This is a genomic window from Methylobacterium sp. NMS14P (genome assembly GCF_028583545.1).
Lineage (GTDB): Bacteria > Pseudomonadota > Alphaproteobacteria > Rhizobiales > Beijerinckiaceae > Methylobacterium.
This window is the reverse complement of sequence record NZ_CP087106.1, coordinates 1625534-1648025: the sequence shown is the minus strand read 5'-3', so window position 1 is coordinate 1648025 and position 22492 is coordinate 1625534. Positions and strand designations below refer to the sequence as shown.

18 protein-coding genes and 2 riboswitches are annotated in these 22492 nt (G+C 66.2%); of the genes, 5 read left to right on the top strand and 13 right to left on the bottom strand.

Translation table 11 applies throughout. From position 1 onward, the window contains the following. Position 1 precedes the first annotated feature (1 nt). From LOK46_RS07745 to LOK46_RS07700, 10 genes are all read right to left on the bottom strand, one after another. The gene (locus LOK46_RS07745) at positions 2 to 898 is read right to left on the bottom strand and encodes a FecCD family ABC transporter permease (RefSeq protein ID WP_273563241.1); all 897 of its coding nucleotides are present in this window, start codon (positions 896 to 898) and stop codon (positions 2 to 4) included. 80 nt (positions 899 to 978) lie between these two features. Further along, positions 979 to 1869, bottom strand: coding sequence for an ABC transporter substrate-binding protein (locus tag LOK46_RS07740; RefSeq protein WP_273563240.1), 891 nt, complete (start codon positions 1867 to 1869; stop codon positions 979 to 981). A gap of 1 nt (position 1870) precedes the next feature. Beyond that, entirely contained in the window at positions 1871 to 4048 is a 2178-nt protein-coding gene (locus tag LOK46_RS07735; RefSeq protein ID WP_273563239.1) for a TonB-dependent receptor, read from the bottom strand. Then, positions 4045 to 4839 (bottom strand): class I SAM-dependent methyltransferase, encoded by a 795-nt coding sequence (locus LOK46_RS07730; protein WP_273563238.1) that lies wholly within the window; start codon positions 4837 to 4839, stop codon positions 4045 to 4047. Before LOK46_RS07730 ends, LOK46_RS07735 begins: the two co-directional genes overlap by 4 nt. 107 nt (positions 4840 to 4946) lie before the next feature. After that, positions 4947 to 5159: riboswitch (cobalamin riboswitch) on the bottom strand. Between the two features lie 83 nt (positions 5160 to 5242). After that, positions 5243 to 5899: a class I SAM-dependent methyltransferase gene (locus tag LOK46_RS07725; RefSeq protein WP_273563237.1), complete on the bottom strand. Its 657-nt coding sequence runs from the start codon at positions 5897 to 5899 to the stop codon at positions 5243 to 5245. A 14-nt stretch (positions 5900 to 5913) separates the two neighbouring features. Beyond that, positions 5914 to 6678 carry an ABC transporter ATP-binding protein gene (locus LOK46_RS07720; protein ID WP_273563236.1) on the bottom strand — a complete coding sequence of 255 codons (765 nt, stop codon included), beginning with the start codon at positions 6676 to 6678 and terminating at the stop codon, positions 5914 to 5916. Further along, positions 6675 to 7715: a FecCD family ABC transporter permease gene (locus LOK46_RS07715; RefSeq protein WP_273563235.1), complete on the bottom strand. Its 1041-nt coding sequence runs from the start codon at positions 7713 to 7715 to the stop codon at positions 6675 to 6677. Before LOK46_RS07715 ends, LOK46_RS07720 begins: the two co-directional genes overlap by 4 nt. Further along, positions 7712 to 8755: an ABC transporter substrate-binding protein gene (locus tag LOK46_RS07710; RefSeq protein ID WP_443192877.1), complete on the bottom strand. Its 1044-nt coding sequence runs from the start codon at positions 8753 to 8755 to the stop codon at positions 7712 to 7714. The genes LOK46_RS07715 and LOK46_RS07710 overlap by 4 nt, the downstream gene beginning before the upstream one ends. 39 nt (positions 8756 to 8794) lie before the next feature. Continuing rightward, on the bottom strand, positions 8795 to 11149 hold the full coding sequence (locus LOK46_RS07705) for a TonB-dependent siderophore receptor (protein ID WP_443192876.1): 2355 nt from the start codon (positions 11147 to 11149) through the stop codon (positions 8795 to 8797). Next, positions 11107 to 11315: riboswitch (cobalamin riboswitch) on the bottom strand. (Overlaps the previous gene by 43 nt.) 447 nt (positions 11316 to 11762) lie before the next feature. Further along, on the bottom strand, positions 11763 to 12785 hold the full coding sequence (locus LOK46_RS07700) for an IS110 family transposase (RefSeq protein ID WP_273563233.1): 1023 nt from the start codon (positions 12783 to 12785) through the stop codon (positions 11763 to 11765). 484 nt (positions 12786 to 13269) lie between these two features. On the opposite strand from LOK46_RS07700, the gene LOK46_RS07695 reads away from it, so the two are divergent. Together LOK46_RS07695 and LOK46_RS07690 are read left to right on the top strand one after the other, a co-directional pair. Next, complete coding sequence (locus LOK46_RS07695; RefSeq protein WP_273563232.1) at positions 13270 to 13671, top strand: hypothetical protein; 402 nt, start codon at positions 13270 to 13272, stop codon at positions 13669 to 13671. A gap of 132 nt (positions 13672 to 13803) precedes the next feature. Beyond that, positions 13804 to 15240: a TadE/TadG family type IV pilus assembly protein gene (locus LOK46_RS07690; RefSeq protein ID WP_273563231.1), complete on the top strand. Its 1437-nt coding sequence runs from the start codon at positions 13804 to 13806 to the stop codon at positions 15238 to 15240. Between the two features lie 194 nt (positions 15241 to 15434). On the opposite strand, the gene LOK46_RS07685 is transcribed toward LOK46_RS07690, so the two are convergent. From LOK46_RS07685 to LOK46_RS07675, 3 genes are all read right to left on the bottom strand, one after another. Beyond that, positions 15435 to 16678, bottom strand: a protein-coding gene (locus LOK46_RS07685) for an IS3 family transposase (RefSeq protein ID WP_273563230.1) whose coding sequence is annotated in 2 segments (ribosomal slippage) — positions 15435 to 16318 and positions 16318 to 16678 — 1245 coding nt in all. Because the reading frame shifts where the segments join, the coding sequence is not laid out codon by codon here. Between the two features lie 158 nt (positions 16679 to 16836). Beyond that, on the bottom strand, positions 16837 to 17562 hold the full coding sequence (locus LOK46_RS07680) for a GntR family transcriptional regulator (RefSeq protein ID WP_273563229.1): 726 nt from the start codon (positions 17560 to 17562) through the stop codon (positions 16837 to 16839). An 83-nt stretch (positions 17563 to 17645) separates the two neighbouring features. Next, complete coding sequence (locus tag LOK46_RS07675) at positions 17646 to 18983, bottom strand: MFS transporter (protein ID WP_234081482.1); 1338 nt, start codon at positions 18981 to 18983, stop codon at positions 17646 to 17648. A 224-nt stretch (positions 18984 to 19207) separates the two neighbouring features. Between LOK46_RS07675 and LOK46_RS07670 the strand changes: the two genes are divergently transcribed. From LOK46_RS07670 to LOK46_RS07660, 3 genes are all read left to right on the top strand, one after another. Further along, positions 19208 to 20476, top strand: coding sequence for a CaiB/BaiF CoA transferase family protein (locus LOK46_RS07670; RefSeq protein ID WP_443192875.1), 1269 nt, complete (start codon positions 19208 to 19210; stop codon positions 20474 to 20476). Beyond that, complete coding sequence (locus tag LOK46_RS07665) at positions 20473 to 21258, top strand: enoyl-CoA hydratase/isomerase family protein (protein ID WP_273563228.1); 786 nt, start codon at positions 20473 to 20475, stop codon at positions 21256 to 21258. The genes LOK46_RS07670 and LOK46_RS07665 overlap by 4 nt, the downstream gene beginning before the upstream one ends. A gap of 64 nt (positions 21259 to 21322) precedes the next feature. Further along, positions 21323 to 22492, top strand: a complete 1170-nt coding sequence (locus LOK46_RS07660; protein ID WP_273563227.1) for a pyridoxal-phosphate-dependent aminotransferase family protein — start codon at positions 21323 to 21325, stop codon at positions 22490 to 22492.

The window sequence follows — 22492 nt, the reverse complement described above, 5'->3', positions numbered from 1 at the left end:
CTCACGACCGCGCTCGCCGGCGGAGAAGAAACAGGAAGAATGGGCCGCCGGCCGCCGCCGTGATCAGTCCGAGAGGGATCTCAGCGGGTGGCAGCAGCGCGCGAGCAATGCCATCACAGCACATGACGACGATGGCGCCGATCATCGCGGAGACCAGGAGCAATCGCAGATGACGCGGGCCGACGAGCCAGCGCGCGATGTGCGGCGCGACCAACCCGACGAACGCGACGAGTCCACCATAGGCCACCGCAAGCGCGACCACCGCCGCACCGACGAGGACTGCGCGACGAACGAAGCGATCTGCGTCCAGGCCGAAGGCGCGCGACTGTTCTTCGCCAAGACCGAGCAGGTCGAGGCCGTTCGCCAGCGTCAGACTCAACAGTAAAGTGGCGACACAAAGCGTAGCGAGGAGGGCCAGTCCTTCCCACGTCGGAGTCTGAATCCCACCGAGCGTCCAACTCAGCACCACTTGGAGACTGACGCTCTCGTCGGAGAGGGCGAGCATCAGAAACGAGCGCACGGCCCCAAGCATCGCCGCCACCGCGACACCGGCGAGGAGGAGGCCGGCCGCATCGGTGGCGGATGCGCCCCGGGCGACCGCGAGTACCAGAACCGTCGCTCCCCAGGCCCCGACGAACGACAGGCCTCCAAGAGCGAGGGCGGATGGCATCCCGAGTGGAACCAGAAGCGCCACCGTGGCACCGATCGCAGCGCCTCCGGCGGAGCCGAGCAGGTATGGCTCGGCAAGGGGGTTGCGGAACACCCCTTGGAAGATCGCGCCGCCGATCCCGAGCATCGCGCCGACGCAGGCTGAGGCGAGCACGCGGGGCATACGCCATTCGAGCAGCAGCCGGCTGCGCAGGTCGTCCGCTCCGGCGAGCGCTCGAACGAGATCCACGGGGCTGACCCAATCATGCCCAGCGCTGGCCCCGAACGCGAGCGCGAGCGCGATGAGGGGCAGGAGGCGTAAGACGGGGCTCACGGACCGCCCTCTACCGGCGGATGCAGCAGGCTCGCGAGACGCTCGATGCCGTCGACGGTACGGGGCCCAGGGATCAGGAACTCGGCACGTGGGACCACATAGGCGCGACCCTCACGCACGGCCCGCATCGAACGAAACCCCGATCGCGCCTTAAGCTCCCGCAATTCATCGGGGCGACCTGCGAGCAGCAGCACGTCTGGATCCGAAGCCAGCAACGCTTCCGGCGATACCTGCGCGAGGTCACCCCTCCCGGCTAGTGCCGGGCAGCCACCAGCCCGCGCCAAGGCGTCGGCGGTGTAGGTTCCTGGCCGCGCTGTGAGAAGCAGGCCATTGCCGAGCCGCCCCGTGATGAGGACGAGCCGCGGGCAAACTCTGTTCGAGACGGATGTGGTGACTCGCGAGAGGCGGGATGCCAGGGCGTCGGCGAGCTGCTTCCCACGCTCATCCTCACCCGTCGCGCGGCCGACGAGGCGGATGTTGCCGAGCACCTCCTCGACGCTGCGGCTCGTCAGCACCAGCACCGGCACGCCGAGCCGCTCCATCGGGGCGACGAGCTGGTGCGCCGCCTGCCGGGCGGGAGTGACCAGTACCAAATCGGGCATCTGGGCCACCACTGCGTCCACCGAAAAACCGAGCCTGCCGCCGACCACAGGCTTTGAAGCGATGTCCGGCGGGAAGCGCGTGAATGCGTCGATGCCGACGATCCGGTCTGCCAACCCCAAGGCCGCCACCAGTTCGGTGTTCGATGAAAAGATCGTGACGATACGTCGAGGCGACCTCGGCAGCACAACTTGCCGGCCGATGGCGTCGGAAAGGTGGATCGGATCGGCCGCAAGTGGGGCAGCCGCGACCGAAAGGACGACGAGGCCTCCGATCGCGACGCGCATGTCAGAACCGCACCTGAAAGCCGACCTGCACATCGCGACCCGGTGCGGAGGTGCCGCCGCTGCCATTGTAGAAGCGGAGGTCGGCGAGCGCAGTCCCCGCACCGGCCGTGGCGATGAACAGCGGGTGGTAGTTCACATCCAGAAGGTTGCGCACCTGCACGAACAGCTTCGCGCCCGGCAGCACCTCGACTTCGCCACGGACGTTGACGAGGAAGAACGGATCCTTGCGCCAGATGTACTCCCGGTAGGGCTCGGCAGCCGGCACAAGCAGGTTCTCCTCGGTGTTGTACCAGACCGGACCATTGAGCACGCCCTGCAGCTGTATGGTCCAGGGATAGGGCACCCCTGCCTGTCCGAAGCGCGTGCCGAGGGCGAGCTGGTAGAGGTAGACTCGCTCCACCCGATGGGTGTTGGCCGAGGCCACGGAGAGTGAGCCTTCGTCCTTCATGTCGAAGTTGTAGTTGCCGTTGGCGTAGGCCTTCCAGCGCCAGATCCCGGGCTCCCACGCGAGCATGCGCAGCATGTCGGTCTCGTACTGGACTTCCACGCCGCGGATGAGGACGTCGCCGGGATTGTTGATGTAATCCGAGGTGTTGACGTTCCCCGGCCGAGCGCGCGTGATGATCCGGTTCGAGATGACGTTCTGAAACAGGGCGACGTCCAGGCGGGAGACCGTGTCGGCCAAGGTCATGCCGACCTCGATCTGCTGACTGGTCTCGGGTCGGATGTTGGGGTTGCCAAAGACGCGGCCGCCGCCGAGCGTGTTGAAGTCGGCAGCGAGTTCCGTAGCGGTTGGCGCCCGAAAGCCGGAGGACGCGCCGACCCGGAAGGCTGCCCAGTCAGTCGCCTTGTAGGTCGCACCCACAGAGTAGGTCGTCGCCTCGTAGGGGCGCGACCCGTTCACCTGCCCCGTGAGATAGGGTGTCGGGTCGAAACTCGTGGTGCCGAAGGTTTGGCGGATGCCACCACGCAGGGTCACCCGGTCGTCGAACAGGCGCTGCGTATCTTCCAGGTAGAGGGCATGGAACTGGTCGGTCTGGTTGTTGTCCTGCGGCGAGACCTGCGCCAGCGGGTTCCCCGGGACGCCGGCTCGGAAGCGGTCGGAGCGCAGCTGACTCGTCTCCCAGTCCCAGCCCAGGAGGAGATCGTTCCCGGCGAATAGGTTGAACCGCGGTTGAAAGCGGGTGCCGGTGATGTCGAGGTAGCGTGTGTTGAAGTCGGCCGCCGTACCGCGAACCGGAAGCCCGGTGTTGCCACGCTGAACCGGCGAGGCCCACTTGAAGCGATCCTCGTCGTTGACGCGGTAGAACTGCGCGAACAGGCTCATTCGGCCGTCGTCTGACCGACCGGTGTAACTCGCGTCGAACGAGCCGTTGAGGCGATCGTCCTTGCTGTAGATGTTGCCGCCGGAGCCGCGGAAGCCGACACCGTAGATGCCGTCGCTGCGCAGCGTGAAATCGAACCGGTTGTTTGGGTCCACCTGCAGGCCGAGCGCGCCGGTGATACCCATGCGGCTCCATTGCGTGTTGGCCATGCGGCCGCCACCCGATCCGGCGAAGTAGTCGTCGCGTTGGGCGCCAGAGACGCCGAGATAGTAGTCGAACGGGCCGGCGACGCCGCCAGTCTGTGCCCAACCGTCGGCGAGGCCCCAGTTGCCACCGATGCCCTGGATCAAGGTGCCGGGCGCGGTGCGGCCGGTCTTGAGGATGATGTTGATGACGCCGCCGATGTTCTGGCTGCCATAGATCACCGAGGACGGGCCACGGATGATCTCGATGCGCTCGACGTCGGCGATGGAGAGTTTCGACAAGTTGGCGGTACCGGCGCGCCGGCCGTTCATCAAGACGAGGACTTGGCTCTTGAAATCCTTGCCCTGCCCATCCGTGGCACCGCCTCGGATATTTATCGAGGTTTGACCGGGCGTCCACTCCGAGAAGAAGCCGACGGCGTAGTCCTCCAGCACGCCCGTGACGGATTTGGCCGTCGAGTTCTCGATCATCGAACGGTCGATGACCTGCACCGTGCCGGCGATCTCCGAGCGCGGTTCCGGTCGGCCGGTCGCAGTCACGACGAGCTGGTCAAGGCTGACCTCGGGGCTGTCCTGCGCCGTTGCGGTCGTTGAAAGCGCACTGCCGCAGGCGAACGAGAGAGCCAGGGATACGAGGCGGCGGAGCGTCACGAGTCTTGCCTCCAAACGAGGATGGTCGATGCGCGGGGCACGGAAAGGCGATGGCCACCCGCGACGGGGACGGCCTGCGCGGAGAGGTGATCGGCAAGCGCTAGGCGTCTGGTGTCCGTCCGTGACCAGCTCAGGCGATCGGCGAGGTAGGAGGACAGGCGCACCAGGTCAGGCACGATCGCGCTGAAGGTCCAATCGGTGCGGGCGGCGATCGCCGGTTGGTCGGCCCGTGGCAGGTTCGCCAGAACGAGGTCGACGCCTGGCGTCTCGTCCTCGCCGTGCCACTCCCGCGGAAGGCAGCCCGCAAGGCAGAGCCCGCGCGGGCCGTTCTGGGCTGGCACCACCCAGACGACGCTGCGCCGGGCCCATCGCCGGCAGCGGACGAGGAACGCCGCAGCCTCTGTGAGCGGTGCCGGCATGTTGGCGGCAAGCACCGTATCGGCACAAGCCTCCGGCAAGTCGGCTTCCCGCCAGCCAATCTCGTACAGCCGCGGCGGCGGTGCCACAGCTCGCAGCCGATCCTGCATGGTCGGCGCAGGCTCGATCGCTGCCCAGACTGCTTCCCGGTCCCGCAAGGCGCGGCCGAGTTGCCCGCCCCCGGCGCCGATATCGAGCAGGTCGCCAATCTCCGGTACGGCCGCGCGCACCAATGGAGCAACGCGGGCAACATAATCCGAGGCGTCAATGCCTGCGGCGTAGAGTTCGAGCGGATCGATGCCGGTCGGATCAGCGACGGACGTGAATGGGTGTGTAGTGCCCGGAGGCACCCTGGTTGATCGCGCCTGTTCCATCGGTCCTTCCCCGAACCCGAGCGGGGATGGCGTCGATGGGCGTAGGCAGCCGGCGCAGCCTTCGAGGCTGCACGCCGCATACGGCCCGTCGGGACACCCCGCCCACGAGACATGTCTTGGTCAGGGCAGGTCTCCTGGCTCGCGGGTCGCCGTCATCCGTCAGGCCTTCCCGGTGAGAGACTCACCAGTGACGCTGATCGACGGAGGACTCGCCGCTTACAGTTGCGGGGACAGCTCCGGCCTGGGCGTGAAACGCCGCACCGGATTCCCTCTTAGCTCGCCATCATGTGATGACGAGAACCTTGACCGTGGTTCAAGAACCAAGCGGTGCGATGATTGTCAACTGCCTTGAGCCGACCCCAAGGCTAGGCTTCCCGCGTTCGTCGCTCGACCTGCTGCAAAATCACCGCTTGACGGCAGAGAGGACAAAAACGGGGACATCCCCCGGATAAGGCGGCGTTCGGAAAAGATGCTGCCAAGCCGTCGTGTCGGTGAACCCAGCTTCTGTCAGGAGGTCTCGTGCATCGGCCTCGGTGAGCCCAGCATGGAACGGGAGGAGCCGTGCGAGCTCGGCGGCGTAGTCCGAACGATTCTCTGGTGCTGCCGACCACAGACCGTCGGAGACGACGATGCGCCCTCCCTGCCGCAGGATGCGGCGCGCGACCTCAAGCGCTTCAGCGGGCCGCTCCAGCGTCCAGAGGACGTTTCGGATCGTGACGATGTCGGCGCTGGCAGGCTCCAGTGGCGCCTCCGCGATGAGGGTTTGAACGAACTGGACGTCGAGCATTGCATGCCTCGCAGCCTCCCGTGCGACGCCCAGCATCTCCGCCGAACCGTCAACGGCTCGTACTCGATGACCAAGCGCTGCCGCGGCCAGAGCGCACGCCCCCGTGCCCGTTCCGAGGTCGACGACGTCCTTCGGCTCGCCGGCAGCGAACGCCGCGGCGAGCACCTCCTCCCAAAGGTCCGGGGTTCGGACATGGGACGCCGCGCCATTGAAGTGGGGGGCCCGGCTGTCCCAATAGGCGGTCACGCCCGCGGCGACCTCGGATGCGCTCATGTCGTAGGGCTCCATCAATCCGGACGGTACTCAATGTGGGGCCGGCCGCTGAGTGCAGAGACGCGGACCTCGGCGCGCACCCCGAACACCTCCGCGATCATCTCGGCGGTCAGCACCGCCTCCGGCGGCCCGGAACAGACCAGGCGCCCCTCGTTCAGGACGGCGACCTCGTCGCAGAACAGGGCGGCCAGGTTCAGGTCGTGCAGGGCGACGATGCTGGTGACGCCGAGCCCTCGCACAAGGGCGAGCACGTCGAGCTGGTGGCGCACGTCGAGGTGGTTGGTCGGCTCGTCCAGCACGAGCTCGCTCGGCTCCTGAGCGAGGGCGCGGGCAATCTGCGCGCGCTGGCGCTCGCCACCCGACAGCGTCTCCCAGGGCTGATCGCGACGCGCGTCCAACCCGACCTGCGCCAGGGCGCCCTGGACCGCCGCCTCGTCGGCCTCGACCCAGGGGGACAGGGCACCCCGGTGAGGCGTGCGACCGAGGCGCACGACCTCCGTGACCGTCATCTGCGACTGCGTGCCCGCATGTTGCTCGACCACGGCGATGCGACGCGCGACGGCCAGCCGTGATAGAGCCCCGATGTTCGTGCCGCCGAGGGTCACGACCCCGCTCCTCACCTTCCGTAGGCCGCAGAGCAGGCGCAGCAGGCTCGACTTGCCAGAGCCGTTCGGCCCGACGAGCCCAAGCATCCGTCCCGGCGCCGCCTCCAGGCTCACGCCGTCGACGATGATCCGCCCGCCTGCCCCCCATCGCAGGTCCTGCGCCGCGAGCGTCATGCGGGCCGCCGCGAGCGAATGAGGATCAGGGCGAAGGCCGGAGCCCCGAACAGGGCCGTGACAACCCCGATGGGCACGACCTGCCGCGCGATCAGGACGCGGGACAGGATGTCGGCCAGCACCAGGAACACCGCTCCGGTCACGAGCGCTGCCGGCAGCAGGCGGCTGTGGCGCGGCCCGACGACAAGCCGGACGGCGTGCGGGACCAAGAGGCCGACGAAGCCGACCGCCCCCGCGATACTGACCATGATGGCGGTCATCGCGGCCGTCGTCCCGAACAGCACGAGGCGGACCCGGGATACCGACACGCCGAGCGCGGCGGCGGCGTCCTCGCCGAAGGTGAATGCGTCGAGACTGCGGGCATGCGCGAGGCAGACCGCGAACCCGGCGAGCGTCACCGGTGCCGCCAGCCACACGTCTGGCCAGCGCACCCCGCCCAGACTGCCGAGGAGCCAGAACATCACGCCGCGCGCCTGCTCGGCGCTGGCGAAGGTGGTCACGACGGTGGCCGTCGCGGCATTGAAGATCTGGCCCGCGGCCACGCCCGAAAGGATCATGCGCTCGCTGGTGCCGCCGGCGCCCATGGCGAGAAGGGCGACCGTCACGAGGGCCAGGACGGCGCCGAGCAGGGCGCCGCCCGAGACCCCGACCGCCGCACCGCCGAGGCCGAGCACCATGACCGCGACGGCGCCGGTGGAGGCGCCCGCCGAGATACCCAGCAGATAAGGTTCGGCAAGCGGGTTGCGCAGGAGTGCCTGCAGGATAACGCCGCAGACCGCGAGCGCGGCTCCGCAGCAGGCAGCGAACAGGGCGCGGCTCAGTCGGTAGTCGACGAGCACGCCCTGCTGGATCGGGTTCACCGCGTAGCCGAGGCCGAACAGCGCATTGCCGAGCGCCTGCAGGGCGACCGGGAGCGGAATGCGCATCTCGCCGACCGTCATGCCGAGCGCGACGGCAAGACAGAGGAGTGCCAACGACGCGAGGGCCGCGGCCGCCCAGGGCAGCCACCCGGAACCCGGAAGCGCGGCTCTCCTCATCGAGCGAGCCCAAGCGCCTTGAGGTCGTTGGCCAGCGCCCCGATGCCGTCGACGGTCCCGAGCCCTGGCCGTGTCGCCGCGACATCCATGACGACGATGCGGTTCTCGCGCACGGCGGTGAGTTGGCTGGCGACCGGGTCGGTCCGCAGGAAATCGAGCTTCGCCGCGACGTCGTCGGCCGGGAACAGGCGCCGGTCCATTCGCACCAGCACGATCACGGCGGGGTCGGCGGCCGCGATGCTCTCCCAGCCGACCAGGGGCCACTCCTCGTCCGTGGTGATCACGTTGCGGGCCCCGAGCTTATCGAGGAGGTAGGCCGGCACACCCTTGGCGCCCGCCACGAAGGCGTCGCCCTTCACGTCCCGGCTGGAGAACCAGACCACGACGGGCAAGTCGCGCGCCGGGTGCTCGGCCATGGATGCGACCGCGGCATCCTCCCGGGCCTTCAGATCGGCCACGAGCGTCTCCGCCCGGGACGAGACGTCGAAGAGCTGCCCGAGTTCGCGGATGTTGCGGTAGACGAGCTCCATGGCGAAGGGCCGCGTGCGCACGCCGTCGCCCGGCGCCGAGTTATCCTTTCCGACGCAATCGGCCGGGGAGACGTAGACCGGCACGCCCAGGTCGCCGAACTGCTCGCGTCGGGCGACCGCCCCGTGAGGGCCGATGTGCCAGGCGAACGTTGCGGTCACGAGATCCGGCGCCTCGCCGAGCACGGCCTCGAAGCTCGGCGAGTTATCAGCCAGCCGCTTCACCCCGGCGTTTGCCGCCTCGTAGGGCTTGACCACGGGGCCGAACCAGACGGCTGTCCCGACGACGCGGTCCGCGAGCCCGAGGGCGTACAGGATCTCGGTCTGCGTCTGGCCGACCGATACCACGCGTCGGGGCGGCGCCTTCACCGTCGTGGTCGCTCCGCAATTCTCCAGGGTCAGCGGATAGCGCGTCGGCTCCGCCCGCACTTGGCAAGTGGCTGGCAGGAACAGACCCATTGCAAGCAAGGTTGCGCCGGCCCGGCAGCAGAACGTCGAAGCACTTCGGCTCATGAAGGTGTCCGTCACAGGAGTCGCAACCTTCTATCTCGCTCAGAACCGCACCAGCAGGGAGCCGGTGATGCGGCGGGGCGAGCCGGTATCGACCCGGAACTGGCTGACGGAGCCGACATAGTAGGCGGTATCGAAGACGTTCTCCACGTTCAGGCCGAAGCGGAAGTTCTCGTACTTGTAGTAGGCCAGCGCGTCCGCCACGACGTAGGCCGGTAGCTTGAACCCGGAATTCGATGCGTCCCCCGCACGCTCGCCGGCCGCGCGCACGCCACCGCCGATGCCGAGGCCCCGCAGGGGGCCGCTCTGGACCTCGTAGACGGCGAGCATCGTGCCGCTGTGCTCTGGGATATTCAGCAGCGGCGCGCCGACCGGGAGAACGTTGTCCTTGGTGATGAAAGCGTCCGTGAAGGTGTAGCCGCCGATGATGCGTAGCTCTGGCGTGAGCTGGCCTGCAGCGGTGAACTCGAAGCCCTGGCTGCGCACGCCACCCACGGCGATCTGGAAGCCGCTGTTGCTGGGGTCGGCGGTGAGCACGTTCTGACGGTCGATGTGGAAGGCTGCGGCCGTCAGAAGGAGCGCGCCACCGTAGAGCTCGACCTTGGCGCCCGCCTCGTACCCGAGACCGGTTTCCGGCTCGAAGGGCCGCGACTGCGCGCCGAGCCCGGCGTCCGTGCCTATGTTCGGCCGGAAGCTGGTGCTGACATTGGCGTAGAGAGCGAGCTCGGGAATGGGCTGGTAGACGAGCCCTGCCCGCGGCGAGGCGGCCGCCCGCGTCTGCTCGGCGCTGTTTCCCCCGACGCGCTGCTTGTAGAAGCGCTCGAACAGGTCGAAGCGCACGCCCGCCAGCGCCTTCCACTGTGGGGAGAGGTCGATCAGGTCCTGAGCGTAGAAGCCGGTGTCGGTCACGCTCTCCAGGGTATTGGAGGCGCGCGTCAGCGGCGGCAGGGGCTGGGCGTAGCGCGGGTTGTAAATGTCGATCGCGTACGGGAATGTGTTGAAGTTCGAGCGCAGGTAGAGCTGTCGGTTGTCGAAATCCTCGCGGTCGAAGCCGAGCAGCAGGGTGTGGCCGATGTCGCCCGTTCGGAAGCGACCGACAAGCTCGGCCTGACCGATGGCCGAGTCGTAGCTGTAGTCGCGATAGTTCCGGTCGCGGATGACTGTGCGGTTGTCGGACCGAAGGCCACGCCCCTCAGCGCTCTCGCCGTTGAGGGTGCCCGTGTTGAATTGCGCGGCGAGCCGCATCTGCCAGTCCGCGTCGAAGCGGTGGTCGAGGCGCACCTGCAGCACCTCGTCTGACTGACGGGAGACCTGCCCGGGCTCGCCCAAAAAGCGGCTGATCGGCACGAACCCGAGCTGCTTGTTCACGGCGACAACGCCACGATCGACGACGACGTTGTTGCGGGTGATGGCCGACTCGACCGTGAGCTTGGTGTCAGGTGTGATCTGCCAGCTGAGGACGGGCGCGATGAACAGCCGGTCGTCGCCGACGAAATCGCGGTAGCTGTTCTGGCTGCCCCCGGCAAAATTGAAGCGGTAGAGCAGTGTCCCCTCGTCGTTGAGGGCGCCGCCGGAGTCTATAGTGCCCCGGAATTGCTCGAACGAACCCCAAAGACCACCCATCTCGACGAAGCGGGTCGCGGTGGGCTGCTTGGTGATGATGTTGACGAGCCCGCCCGGGTCACTGCGCCCGAACAGCGCGCCACCGGCCCCCTTGAGCACCTCGATGCGCTCGATGTTCTGGGTGTCGATGAGCGGAGGCGGGCCGCCGCGGTTGGCCGCGAGCCCATTGCGGTAGATCTCGGCCGTGGTCACGCCGCGGATGGCGTAGGCGAAGGTGCCGAGGCCGCCGAAGTTGTTCGTCTGCGTGAGGCCGGGCACGTAGTCGAAGGCGCGGTCGACGCGGGTGGCGTTGACGTCGGTGATGAGTTCACGCGGGATGACCGTCACTACCTGCGGAACGTCGAGCTGGCGAGTATTCGTCTTGGTGGCGCTCACAGCCCTGTCGGACCGGAAGCCCGGCGTCGGTCCGATCAGGCTGATCGCGTCGACCGAGCGGCCGAGGAGGTCCGGCTGGATCGGACCGCCCGCGCTCGCCTCGACTGAGAGCGCGTCGAGGGCGACCCTGGCCTCCTGGGCTTGCGCCGCCCCGGTCGACAGGCTGGCTACAAGGAGCGTGCCTCGGCAAAACTTAAGCGCCAGGCGCCCGCCCGGCGAGGGAAACGAGGGTAGTTCGAAGACCATCAGGCGAGCCCCACCGCTTGCCGGGGCCGCGTGTCGATGGAGAGCGCGTGCGCGACGAGGGGCGAGAGGGCCCATGTCGACCAGCAGCCCACCGGACACCCCGCCCGCGAGACGAAAACCACGCCAAGGCAGGTCTCCTGGCTCACGGGTCATCACCTCTGCCTGACCTTCCCAGTGCGACGCACCAGTGGTCGTTCTCGGCAGCGGCTCGCCGCTCACAGTTGCGGGGGCAGCTTCGGTTTCGCCCACGCGGGCTTCACCGAATTCCCTCTTAGCTCACGGTCACGAAACCGTGAGAACCTTGACGATTCCACCCGCACCTTCCCGTGTCCGAAGTCAATGGACAAGGCGGATATCGGTCAGGAGGGAGGGCAGCCTTCCAGCTTGGCCGCTCCTGTGTAGCGGCAGAGCCACAATCCCTCGGACCTGCCCAGGGTCGAAATTCGAGGGCGCCTCGCTTCCGGGATTTGGCGTCCTGAGACATAAATGACGGCGTTGGGTCGAGGCTGTCGTCTAATCGCCTCGGCTAAAGCAAGTCATTTTTGGTCCGTCGGGCTGTCGTTTGCCGGGAGCACGGTCGTCTTCGCGGTCGGCATGAGCCGCCGCATGATGGGGCTTCGCAGGATGAACCTTCCGATGTGTGAAGCGCACTCGATGGATCGGCGAGGATCTCAAGGTGCAACAGCCTCGGCGGAATGGTTCGCCCACGTCCCGGCAGGGACGCCTCGACGCGCTTCGACGCGCGGCAAGCTCGGGTGTTGTCGGATCAGGCCATGGCTACCTTCGCGCAGTAGGGTTGGCCGGACCTCAACATCGCGTGCATGACGACAGACAGCTTGCGTGCGACGGCCACGGCGGCACGCTTGAAGCCCAGTCGCTCGCGCAGCTTGAGCCCCCACGCGCGCAGGTCGCTGTCCGCCCGGCTGCGCGTCAGGACGACGACTGCGGCCTCGTAGAGGAGCCCGCGCATGTGCGCGTCTCCTCTCCGGGAGATGTGCCCGTCATAGTCGACCTCGCCTGACTGATAGCGCCGCGTGGTCAGGCCGAACCAGGCGGCGACGGAGCGCGACGATCTGAAGTTGGCTGGGTCCTCGATCGCGGTCACGAAGGCGGTCGCGGTGATCGCTCCGATCCCGGGGATCGCCATCAGCCGCCGGCAGTCCTGGTTTTGCCGGGCGCCAGCCAGGAGCTGGCGACCGAGTTCCGCCGCCCGCCGGCGAACCGCGCCCCAGGCCTCCAGTAGCGGAAGGATGACGCGAGCCAGACCGTCTTCGTCCGACAAGAGGCGGCGAACCTCCGCTTCGAATGATCCGCCCTTTGCTCCCGGCACGATCAAGCCGAACGTCTTCATCAGGCCGCGGATCTGATTGGACAGCTCGGTCGCTACCCGCCCGAGCTTGCTGCGCCCGGCGACGAGCGTTCGCACGCGCATGCTGTCGTAGCCGTTCACGCGCACCTCGCGGAAGAAGCCGACCTCGGCCAGATGAGCCAGCCCATCGGCATCGTTGGCGTCGGTCTTGTTGGTGGCCATATCGAGGGCGGCCTTGGCGTGACGAGCATCGATACAGATCGCCGGAAGGCCTTCCGCCGTGAGGGCATGGAAGAACCAGATCGACAAAGGGCCCGTTTCGAACACGATCCGTTGGGCATCGGCCGCATGCTTGCGCAGAACACCGGCAATGGCTGCGGGATCGGAAGCGCACTTGCCGCGCCAGACCCGCTTGCCGTCCCGCCGCACACAGATCGCGGTGTCTTTCAAGGACACGTCGAGACCGATATACTCACCCATGGTTGTTCTCCGCTCGATGTATGGGCCCGGCGTCCAGTCGTGAGCCCGCAGCTTCATCCTGCCGGGGAACAACCACCTCTTCCATTGGGGGCCAGCTCACTCCGGCCCTGAGGGGAACGCTCCCGCGATTACCCCATGTGTCAAAACTCGAATGCTGTCGGCCGTTGTAGAGAAAAGTTCTCTCGAAGGAGGGTGACACCAGCCTGACGGGCTACTCGTTGCCATCGGCTAGTCGCTTTAAACTCCCTCGCGGTTGCTGCAGAGACGTTTGTTCTACGACTTCGCAGCACATCCGCGTTCTGACACAGTCTCGGTCGCAAGCGGGATGGCTGCTAGGGGTGGCTTTCTGCCAGTCCGCTTCGGGCCACCCAAGCGCGCAAGCGGACGCCAATTTCGCTCCCGCTTACGACTTAGAACAGCACCTGGACAGGTCCACTTCCGGACTGTGCTATCTAGCACGGCAGTTCAAATGCACAGGTTGCTAATGGCCGTGGGACACCCTGCTTTTTTCAGTCGCTCTGCAGCCGCCCTGATTGTTACAGCTGCCCTCGCCGGTTCCGCGCACAGCGCACCCAGTGGCGAGACAACCGAAGACATCATCGGCGGGTGCAATCAGTTCATCAAGTTCGCGCGCAAAGGCCGTTGGCGGCAAGATCCGGGCTCAATGCGGCAGCTCGGCGAATGCGTTGGTGCAGTTAGGACCATGCTGGCGACCGAGATTGCGGATGACGCCATCTGCCCCACAGAGAACACCAAGTTGATCGACGCTGTGATCGCGTTTTCCTTGTACGTGATCCAGAACCCGGCATACCTGAAGGTCGTCTACGTGCTTCCGTTACGACAGGCGCTTCGCGCAGCTTATCCTTGCTCGACCATTCGTCCGTGAGCGGCAAGAGGACGAAAATTAATCATGATTGCTTGACATATGTGGGCACGGCTAAGTTCTGAGCGCTATTAACTTCTCCGCCATCGCTGCATGCCAAACCTCAATCGGTTTATAGACTGAGGCTTAAACAGGATGATAGACATCGGTCGCGCGGCACGGCTTTGCTCACGGGCCGCCGTGCGACGTGTCGCTAGGGTCGCGATTGAGCTTGATAGTGATCGCCGCGGCGGTGTCGCGCTCATCTTCGGTTTGAGCGCCACAGTCCTAATCGGCTTGGTAGGCGGTGGCATCGACTATGCACGCCTCTCGTATCGTCGCAGCGAGCTACAGAATGCTGTCGACGTAGGGACGCTCGCTGCCGGCAACACCCTCAAGCTCGCGTCCTCGACCATCGACTCGATCAAGGGCGTGACCGAACAGGTCATTCGAGACAACGCCCATCCTCGGTCGGATCGCCCGTTCACGCTGACCGTTGACGTCGCAAAAGATAAGACCAGCGTCTTCGCCAGAGCTGAGGAGACGGTGAAACTCGCCTTCGGCGCCTTCGTTGGCCTACCAGCCATGACGGTGGCAGCACAGTCGCGAGTTAAGGTTGTCGGCAAGATGCGGCTGTGCTTGCTCACCCTCGATCCTGCCGCGCCTGGCGCCTTCAACTTGCAGAAAAAGGCCGAGGTCACCGCAGACGGGTGCTCATTGTATTCGAACTCGACGAACGCAATCGGTATGGTCGGCGGCAACAGTGCTATAGCCAAGGCGCAGACGATCTGCTCGGCTGGCGGCTACAGCGGGCCGCGGGCCAATTTCGCGCCGCCACCGCAGACAAGCTGCCCCTCCCTAGGTGATCCGCTCAAGGATCGTGCATTACCAACACCGGGCAGCTGTATGCAGATCCCAGCCGCCGCCAACAGCAAGGGCGACACCAGCAAGAACTTGATTGACCAGAGTGTCACCTTGGATCCAGGTACATACTGTGGCGGGCTGCACATCACGAAGAAGGCAAACGTCGAGTTCCGGTCCGGCATCTACGTCATGAAGGACGGGCCGCTTGTCGTGGATCAAAAAGGGTCGTTGACTGGAACGGACGTCGGCCTGTTCTTCACCGGCGACAAAGCCGGGATGCTGTTTGACAAACAGTCTACGGTTAGTTTGTCGGCCCCGACCACGGGGGTCATGGCTGGCCTGCTGATCGCCGAAGATCGGACCCTTGGCAGCCCTGTGGACCCGACTGCAGCGATCATCGGTTTTGTAGGTGGATTGCTCGCACCGCTCACGCCGGCACCCGCGCCAACACCTCAGCCTCTCGGTCTGACGCGGCCGCTGCGCACCTATCGCATCATCAGTGACAACACGCGGACCATGCTTGGAACGATCTACCTACCAGTTGGCCGGCTGGTAATCGACGCGGATAAGCCCGTAGCCGATCAGTCTGCTTACACCGTAATCGTTGCTGCGCAGCTTAACCTATACGAGGGACCCAATCTCTACCTCAACGCGAATTACGATGGGACGAGCGTACCGGTACCCAAAGGCGTTGGGCCACTACCGGGCAAGCTCTTGCTCGCCCAGTGATCCCTTTGTAAGCGGCAATCGAGCGATCAGTAGGACGTCGAGTCGATGATCGTCTTTCGGATAGAACCCCAATAACGACTGACTAGCCCAAGGCAGACGTTGCCGAACGGCCGATGAATGGCGGCTTTCGGGAAATTCCGACAGCGGTCCTGGTGGAGTGCACCCTGTTTGACCGGACAGGCAGCGGGGCGGGTTTAGGCAGTCCGGCTGAGGTACTCTCGGGGCGAGAGCATGCGCAGGCCGGAGTGCGGGTGGATCGTGTTGTAGTCCTCGAACCAAGCCGGCAGAAGCCGCATCACGGTCTCGGCGTCGGCCAAGATCGCCAAGCGGGCATAGTCGCGCTTGAGCGTCTTCACGAACGCCTCCGCGATGCCGTTGCTCTGCGGCGAACGCACCGGGGTGAATAGCAGCCGTAGGCCGAGCGCGGCGGCCGTCTGCGCTGTCTCCTTGGCGATGTAGGCGGAGCCGTTGTCGGACAGCCACTCGACCGGGTGCGGGGTCTTCGTCGCGCCGAACCGGCGCTCGCAGCCGGCGATCATCAGGTTGCAGACCATCTCGGCCGAGACGCCCGTCGTGGTCGCCGACCACGCGATGATCTCACGGTCGCACGCGTCGATGGCAAACAGCACGCGGACGACCGCACCGTCCCGGCAGCGCAGTTCGAGGTGATCCGAGCACCAGCGCACGTTCGAGCGTAACGCCACCACGGTGCCGTCGTGGGTGCGGCCGGGCCGCCGGGCGGTGTGCGGCGCGAGGGTGAGCCCGTTCGCCCGCAGGATGCGCAGCACCCGCTTGGCATTGACGCTCGCTTCGCCGCGCGAGCGCAGGGCCCGGTTCACCAGTGCGGTGACGCGGCGATAGCCGTAGCTCGGGCGGGCATCGACGTCGACGATCGCGCGGATCGTCGGCAGCAGCTGCGCATCCTCGGGCTTGCGGTAGGGACCGCGCGGCTGGACGGGGCGGCTCAGGCGCTCGGCCAGGTGGGAGCGGGCCACGCCGAGCGTGTCGGCGACCGCCTTCACCGCGAACCGCCCGTCGAACCGCCCCAGGAGCTGAGCGGCGAGGTCGGTTTTTTTGTGCGGGCGAGGTCGAGCGCCTCCTTCAGGATCTCGACCTCCATGGTCTTGCGCCCGAGCAGACGTTCGAGGTCGCGCACGCGCCGCTCCAGCTCACGAACCCGGCTGGTGCCGACGACCTCCTCGTCGGCGTGCACGGCCTGATGGCCGCCCTCCAGCATGCGCCGCTTCCACGAGAACAGCAGGCTGGGCGAGAGGCCGTAGCGGCGGGCGACGAACGACACGGACGAGCCGGGCTGCTGGCTCTCCTCGACGAGGCGGATCTTCTCGGTGGTGGACCAGCGCCGTCGACGCTGAACGCCGGTCAGGATCTCGCCGTGTACCGGCGGGGCGGTCGGATCGGATGACATAGCCTTACCCATAGGCCAACGCCTATGCCTTCGTGAGCTATGCCGCCTGTCCGGTCAAAACGGGGTGCGGTTCACCTGGCGTCTGGGTTGGGTTGGTAGGAGGCCGTCCGCTTCTACGGCCGACCTGTCCTGAAACGGCCGTTCCGCTTTCGGCCAAGTTCGGTCTGCTGTCAGGCGGATTTCGGCAGCTCGCCGGCTTCGATGGAGGCGTTCCCGTCTGCGGCTGCGGCTGCGGCTGCGGCGATGGCATCCCGAGCGATCTTGACCGTCACACCCATCACGTGCCGTCGCAGAAGCCGGGACAATCGAGTGGCGTTGCGGACCTTCAACGCGTCCATGATGGCGTGGTGATCACGCACTGCGGTCTGCCAATTCTCCGGGCTCTTGCGAGCCACGAAACGAAACGCCCGAGTCCGCATCAGGATCTGCATATAGCTGGCTGTCAGCGTGGCGTTTCCGGCTACGGACACCAGGGTCTCGTGGAAGCTGCGGTTCGCCTCCAAGTATGTCGGCTCATCCTTGGCTGCATGCGCGCGCATCATATGCTCATGGATGGCACCTAAGCGCGCCAAGTCTGCATCGCTGGCATACTTGCATACCAATTCACCCGCGAGCGCCTCGAGGGCTGCCATTACGGGGAACAGCTCGTCAATCTCCTCCGGACTGACATTCGCCACGATGGCGCCGCGCCTAGGCAGCAGCTCGAGCATGCCTTCCGAGGCGAGCACCTTCAGCGCTTCTCGCAACGGCGTACGCGAGACGCCGTATCGCTGGCAGAGCGCTTGTTCAGAGATTTTGTCGCCGGGGCGCAGCGCCCCGGCGATCACCATCTCGCGAATGCCCGCGACGAGCATGTCGTGGAGGTTGGTCCGGATAAGGGTCGTCGGCTGCGTCATCGCATTCGTCAGGAGGTCTCTCTGTCCTGCCGTTTCATATCGAAGCTGCGCGCCCGGCAACATCTTTCGGCGACCGCATCCCGCTAAACCGCGTTTCCGGTTACCGCCGTCGGCGACAGCGCATGCGCTGTCTCGCTCCCTGTCACCTCGCCCCGTGGTAGGCGCCGCCAAGCCAACACCGCACCGACGAGCAGCAGGGCTATCGAGCCGACGAAAGGCAGGGCATAGCTTCCGGAAAGCTGAGCGATCACGCCGAAGGCCAGCGGCGAAACGATGCCTGCGATCGCCGAGCCGGTGTTCATGATGCCGCTGGCCGTACCCGCGTGCTTGGGTGCCACATCCATCGGGATCGCCCAGATCGGGCCAACCGTCAGTTCGAGGAAGAAGAACGCGCCGCTCAGACAGAGGGCGACGACCGCGAGTTCGTGAACGAAGAGCACAGGAAGCAAGCAGACCATCGAGCCGAGCAGGCTCACGACGATGACCGTGCGACGCGCCCGCGCGAGGTCGTTGGTACGGCGATAGATGCGGTCGGCCCAGATGCCACCCAAGGCATCGCCGACAACGCCGGCACCGAACACACCGAAGGCGAAGAACGCCGATTCCTTGATGTTAAGGCCCTGCGCCTTGACGAAGTAGCTCGGCAGCCAAGTCACGTAGAGCCACAAGGTCCAGTTATAGCAGAAGTACACCAGCGTGGTCGGCAGCATACCGCGCAGGAGCGCCGACCAAGGGGTCGGCTCCGACGGCCCACCGATCGCCTTGCGCGGTGCCGGCAACTCCGCCAGCTCCTCCGGCGTGCAACCCGGATGGGCGCTCGGCTCATCCCGGAAGTAAAGGCCCCAGACGACGATCCAGGACAAACTCACCGCTGCGAGCGCTATGAAGGTGCCCCGCCAGCCAAGATAGGCCGCCATCAGAACGACCAAGGGCGGCGTTACAGTGTTGGCCAGCCGCGAGCACGAGTGGACGACACCTTGTGCGTAGCCGCGCTCGGCCTGCGGAACCCAGCGTGTCATCGCGGTGGTCGCGGCAGGGAAGGTCGCGCCCTCGCCTACGCCGAGAAGCAGTCGGGCGAGGACGAGGGTGACTAGGCCGCCGACAAACCCGGTCAGGAGCGTTCCAACCGTCCACACAATCCCGCACAGGACCAGGGTCCGACGCGCGCCAAGGCGATCGGCGGTCATTCCGCCTAGAATCTGGAACAGCGCGTAGGTGTAGCCGAACGAGGACAGGGCAAAGCCCAGCTCGACGTTGTTCAGGTGAAGGTCGGTCGCCATCAGCGGCGCCAACGTAGATAGGTTCACCCGATCGACGTACGTGATGAAGTAGACGAGGCAGAGCAGCGCGAAGACGCGCCCCCGCGTCGTCGTGAACGTACGGCGTAGGGCGTGCGTGACGCCGCCGGATCCTAGGCTCATCGGCTGTTCCTCCCGTGGGCGCGGTTGTCTCCGCACCCATCGCATGTCGCTGCTTGCCTCGGCTCAGACTGCGCGCCGGAGCTGGGCTCCGCAAGATGCATTTTGCACGCAAAATGCATTTTTCGCGCGATGTTCGGAATTCCGTTGCACGCACCGGAAATCGTCTTATGCATGCAGAATGCAAAAAGCGACGCCTAAGATGCGCCGCGGGAGGAGAGCTTCAGATGGATAAGATCGGCCGTCCCGACGATCGCTCGGCTCAGGCGTCAGAGGATGAGGTTGCTACGGTGCCCGCCCGTCCGCTGCCACTTGCGGGGCTGCGGGTTCTCGACGTAACGCAGGTCATGGCTGGGCCGTTCTGCAGCATGCTGCTCGCGGATCTCGGCGCCGACGTCATCAAGGTCGAGCCGCCGGGCACGGGCGACCAAACCCGTGGCGCCATGGGGTTCAAGATGAAGGGGCCCGACAGCATGGGCTTCCTCAATATGAACCGGAACAAGCGTAGCATCGCGCTCAACCTGAAGAGCGAGGCTGGCCGCGCACTGTTCATGAAGCTCGTGACCACCGCCGATATTTTGGTCGAGAATTACCGGCCGGGTGTGATGAAGAAGCTCGGGCTCGGCTACGAGGTGCTGCGCGAGCACAACCCGCGTCTAATCTATGCCAGCATCTCGGGTTTTGGTCAGTCTGGTCCCTGGGCGATGCGGCCTGGCTACGATCTAATGGCACAGGCGATGTCGGGGGTGATGAGCGTGACCGGCCATCCCGGCGGGCCGCCCGTCAAGGCTGGCGTGCCGGTTGCCGACATCGGCTGCGCGCTGTTCTGCGTCTACGGAATCCTGAGCGCGTATATTGGCCGGCAGACGACCGGTGAGGGCCAGTACATCGACGCTTCGCTGTTCGACTCCGCTCTGGCGTTCTCGATCTGGGACATCTCGGAGTATTGGGGCACCGGTCGCATCCCGAAACCACTCGGGACTGCGAACTTGATGAGCGCGCCCTATCAGGCGGTGCGCGCCTCAGACGGCTATTTCGTCATGGGCGCGACCAACCAAAAGCTCTGGCGGCTTCTCTGCGACGTCCTGGCACGAGCTGACCTCGTCGACGATCCACGCTTTGCAGACATCCCGGCGCGACTCGCCAACCGCGACGTGCTGATCGAGGAATTGGAGAAGAGCTTCGCCGAACGGCCCGCCGAGGAGTGGGTGACCCACCTGCTCGCGGTCGGCATCCCGGCGGGGCGCATGAACAGCTATCCGGAAGCGTTCGAGAGCGAGCACGGCCGCCATCGTGAGATGCGGATTGAGGTTCCGCATCCCAACGAGGGCAGCGTGCCCAACATCGGCTTCCCTGTGAAGTTCTCAGGGACGCCGCCGCGCACCCGGATGCATGCCCCGCTACTTGGCGAGCATACCGAGAGCCTGCTCCGGGAGCTCGGCCTTAACGACGACGATACCGAGGCGCTGCGCGCGGGCGGCGCGTTCGCACCGTGAGCGCGACCGAGCGGGAGGGCGCGGTCCGCTATCGCGCCGAGGATGGCATCGCCCATCTGACGTTCGACCGGCCCGCCGCCCGCAACGCGATGACGTGGCGGATGTACGAGGAGCTGGCCGACGGCCTCGCCCGGATCGAGGCTGACCCGTCGATCCGCGTCGCGGTCCTGCGCGGGGCTGGCGGCAAAGCCTTCGTTGCCGGCACCGACATCGAGCAGTTCGTGGGGTTCACCGGGGAGGACGGGGTGGCCTACGAGACACGGATCGATGCCTATGTCGCTGGGCTGGAACGCGCGCGCGTCCCGACAATCGCTGTCATCGAGGGGCTGGCAGTCGGCGGCGGACTCGCGATCGCCAATGCCTGCGACCTGCGCGTGGCCACACCGGGCGCGCGGTTCGGCGTTCCGATCGCCCGCACCCTCGGCAATTGTCTGTCGCCCGCGAACTTGCGTCGTTTGACGGCGACGCTGGGCCTGAGCACCGTCAAACGAATGCTTCTGCTCGCCGACATGCCGACGGCCGAGAGCCTGGAGCCGCTTGGCTACCTTGCCGCGATCGCCAGCCCCGAGACGCTGGACGCCACGGTCGCGCAGCTCTGCCAGCGTCTGATCAGCCACGCGCCGGTGACCATGCGCGTGACCCGGGAGATGCTGGCCGCGCTTGCCCTCGATCCCGACGCCGACGGCAGCGACGGCATTCGAGCTTGCTACGGCAGCCAGGATTTCGCCGAGGGTGTTCGGGCATTCCTCGACAAAAGACCCGCGGCCTGGTCGGGCGCCTGACGTCGCGGCCCTGATCCGACAATCAGCACGGCTCGTTCGCGACAGCTTTGGAAGAGGGCACGTCATGACCCTTCAGCAGGGACGGCATTTTCTCAACATCCCCGGCCCGAGCCCAGTGCCCGAGCGTGTTCTCCAGGCGATGGACCGGCAGGTTATCGATCACCGGGGGCCGGAATTCGGCCGGCTCGGTCGGGAGGTGCTCGAAGGGTGCAGGGCAATCTTCCAGACCGAGGGACCGGTCGTGATTTTTCCTGGCTCCGGCACGGGGGCGTGGGAAGCGACGATCGTCAACACGCTCTCGCCGGGCGACCGGGTGTTGATGTTCGAGACCGGGCATTTCGCCACGCTATGGAGCAAGATGGCCGCCCGATGGGGCATCACAGTTGAGTTCGTACCAGGCGACTGGCGCCACGGTGCGGACCCTGCCATCGTGGAGGCCAAGCTCGCCGAGGACAGGGCGCACGCGATCAAGGCGGTGATGGTCGTCCACAACGAGACCTCGACGGGCGTGACGAGCCGCATCGCCCAGGTCCGGCAGGCGATCGACGCCGCGCATCACCCGGCGCTTCTGCTGGTCGACTCCATCTCGGGTCTGGGCTCGGCCGACCTGCGCCACGACGAGTGGGGCATCGACGTGACCGTCGCCTGCTCCCAGAAGGGCCTGATGCTGCCCCCGGGCCTTGGGTTCACGGCGATCTCGCAGAAGGCCCGCGCGGCTTCGAAGACCAACACTCTGCCGCGTTCGTATTGGGACTGGGAGGAGATGCTCAAGCCGAACGAAGGCGGCTATTTCCCCTATACGCCCGCGACCAACCTCTTGTACGGCCTGCGGGAGGCGATCGCCATGATGCGCGAAGAAGGTCTGCCGGCAGTCTTCACCCGGCATGAGCGGCTGGCTAAGGCGACGCGGGCTGCGGTCCAGGGATGGGGGCTTGAGGTCCTGTGCGAGGAGGCGAGCGAGTACTCGCCGGTCCTCACCGCCGTGCTCATGCCGGACTGCCATGACGCCGACGCCTTCCGACAGCTCGCCCTCGACCGGTTCAACATCTCTCTCGGCGCCGGCCTGTCCAAGTTGTCCGGCAAGGTGTTTCGCATCGGCCACCTCGGCGAGTGCAACGACCTGATGCTGATGGGGGCGCTCTCCGGCGTAGAGATGGCGCTGGGCGTGGCAGGCGTGCCCCATCAAAGGGGCGGTGCGACCGCGGCCATGTCGGTCCTCAACGCCGCCTTGTGA

Excerpts from the sequence above, each read along its gene's own strand:
- LOK46_RS07740 (WP_273563240.1), bottom strand. The coding sequence starts at position 1,869 with ATGCGCGTCGCGATCGGAGGCCTCGTCGTCCTTTCGGTCGCGGCTGCC.
- LOK46_RS07730 (WP_273563238.1), bottom strand. The coding sequence starts at position 4,839 with ATGGAACAGGCGCGATCAACCAGGGTGCCTCCGGGCACTACACACCCA.
- LOK46_RS07725 (WP_273563237.1), bottom strand. The coding sequence starts at position 5,899 with ATGAGCGCATCCGAGGTCGCCGCGGGCGTGACCGCCTATTGGGACAGC.
- LOK46_RS07720 (WP_273563236.1), bottom strand. The coding sequence starts at position 6,678 with ATGACGCTCGCGGCGCAGGACCTGCGATGGGGGGCAGGCGGGCGGATC.
- LOK46_RS07715 (WP_273563235.1), bottom strand. The coding sequence starts at position 7,715 with ATGAGGAGAGCCGCGCTTCCGGGTTCCGGGTGGCTGCCCTGGGCGGCC.
- LOK46_RS07710 (WP_443192877.1), bottom strand. The coding sequence starts at position 8,755 with ATGAGCCGAAGTGCTTCGACGTTCTGCTGCCGGGCCGGCGCAACCTTG.
- LOK46_RS07705 (WP_443192876.1), bottom strand. The coding sequence starts at position 11,149 with ATGACCCGTGAGCCAGGAGACCTGCCTTGGCGTGGTTTTCGTCTCGCG.
- LOK46_RS07700 (WP_273563233.1), bottom strand. The coding sequence starts at position 12,785 with ATGGGTGAGTATATCGGTCTCGACGTGTCCTTGAAAGACACCGCGATC.
- LOK46_RS07695 (WP_273563232.1), top strand. The coding sequence starts at position 13,270 with ATGGCCGTGGGACACCCTGCTTTTTTCAGTCGCTCTGCAGCCGCCCTG.
- LOK46_RS07690 (WP_273563231.1), top strand. The coding sequence starts at position 13,804 with ATGATAGACATCGGTCGCGCGGCACGGCTTTGCTCACGGGCCGCCGTG.
- LOK46_RS07680 (WP_273563229.1), bottom strand. The coding sequence starts at position 17,562 with ATGACGCAGCCGACGACCCTTATCCGGACCAACCTCCACGACATGCTC.
- LOK46_RS07675 (WP_234081482.1), bottom strand. The coding sequence starts at position 18,983 with ATGAGCCTAGGATCCGGCGGCGTCACGCACGCCCTACGCCGTACGTTC.
- LOK46_RS07670 (WP_443192875.1), top strand. The coding sequence starts at position 19,208 with ATGGATAAGATCGGCCGTCCCGACGATCGCTCGGCTCAGGCGTCAGAG.
- LOK46_RS07660 (WP_273563227.1), top strand. The coding sequence starts at position 21,323 with ATGACCCTTCAGCAGGGACGGCATTTTCTCAACATCCCCGGCCCGAGC.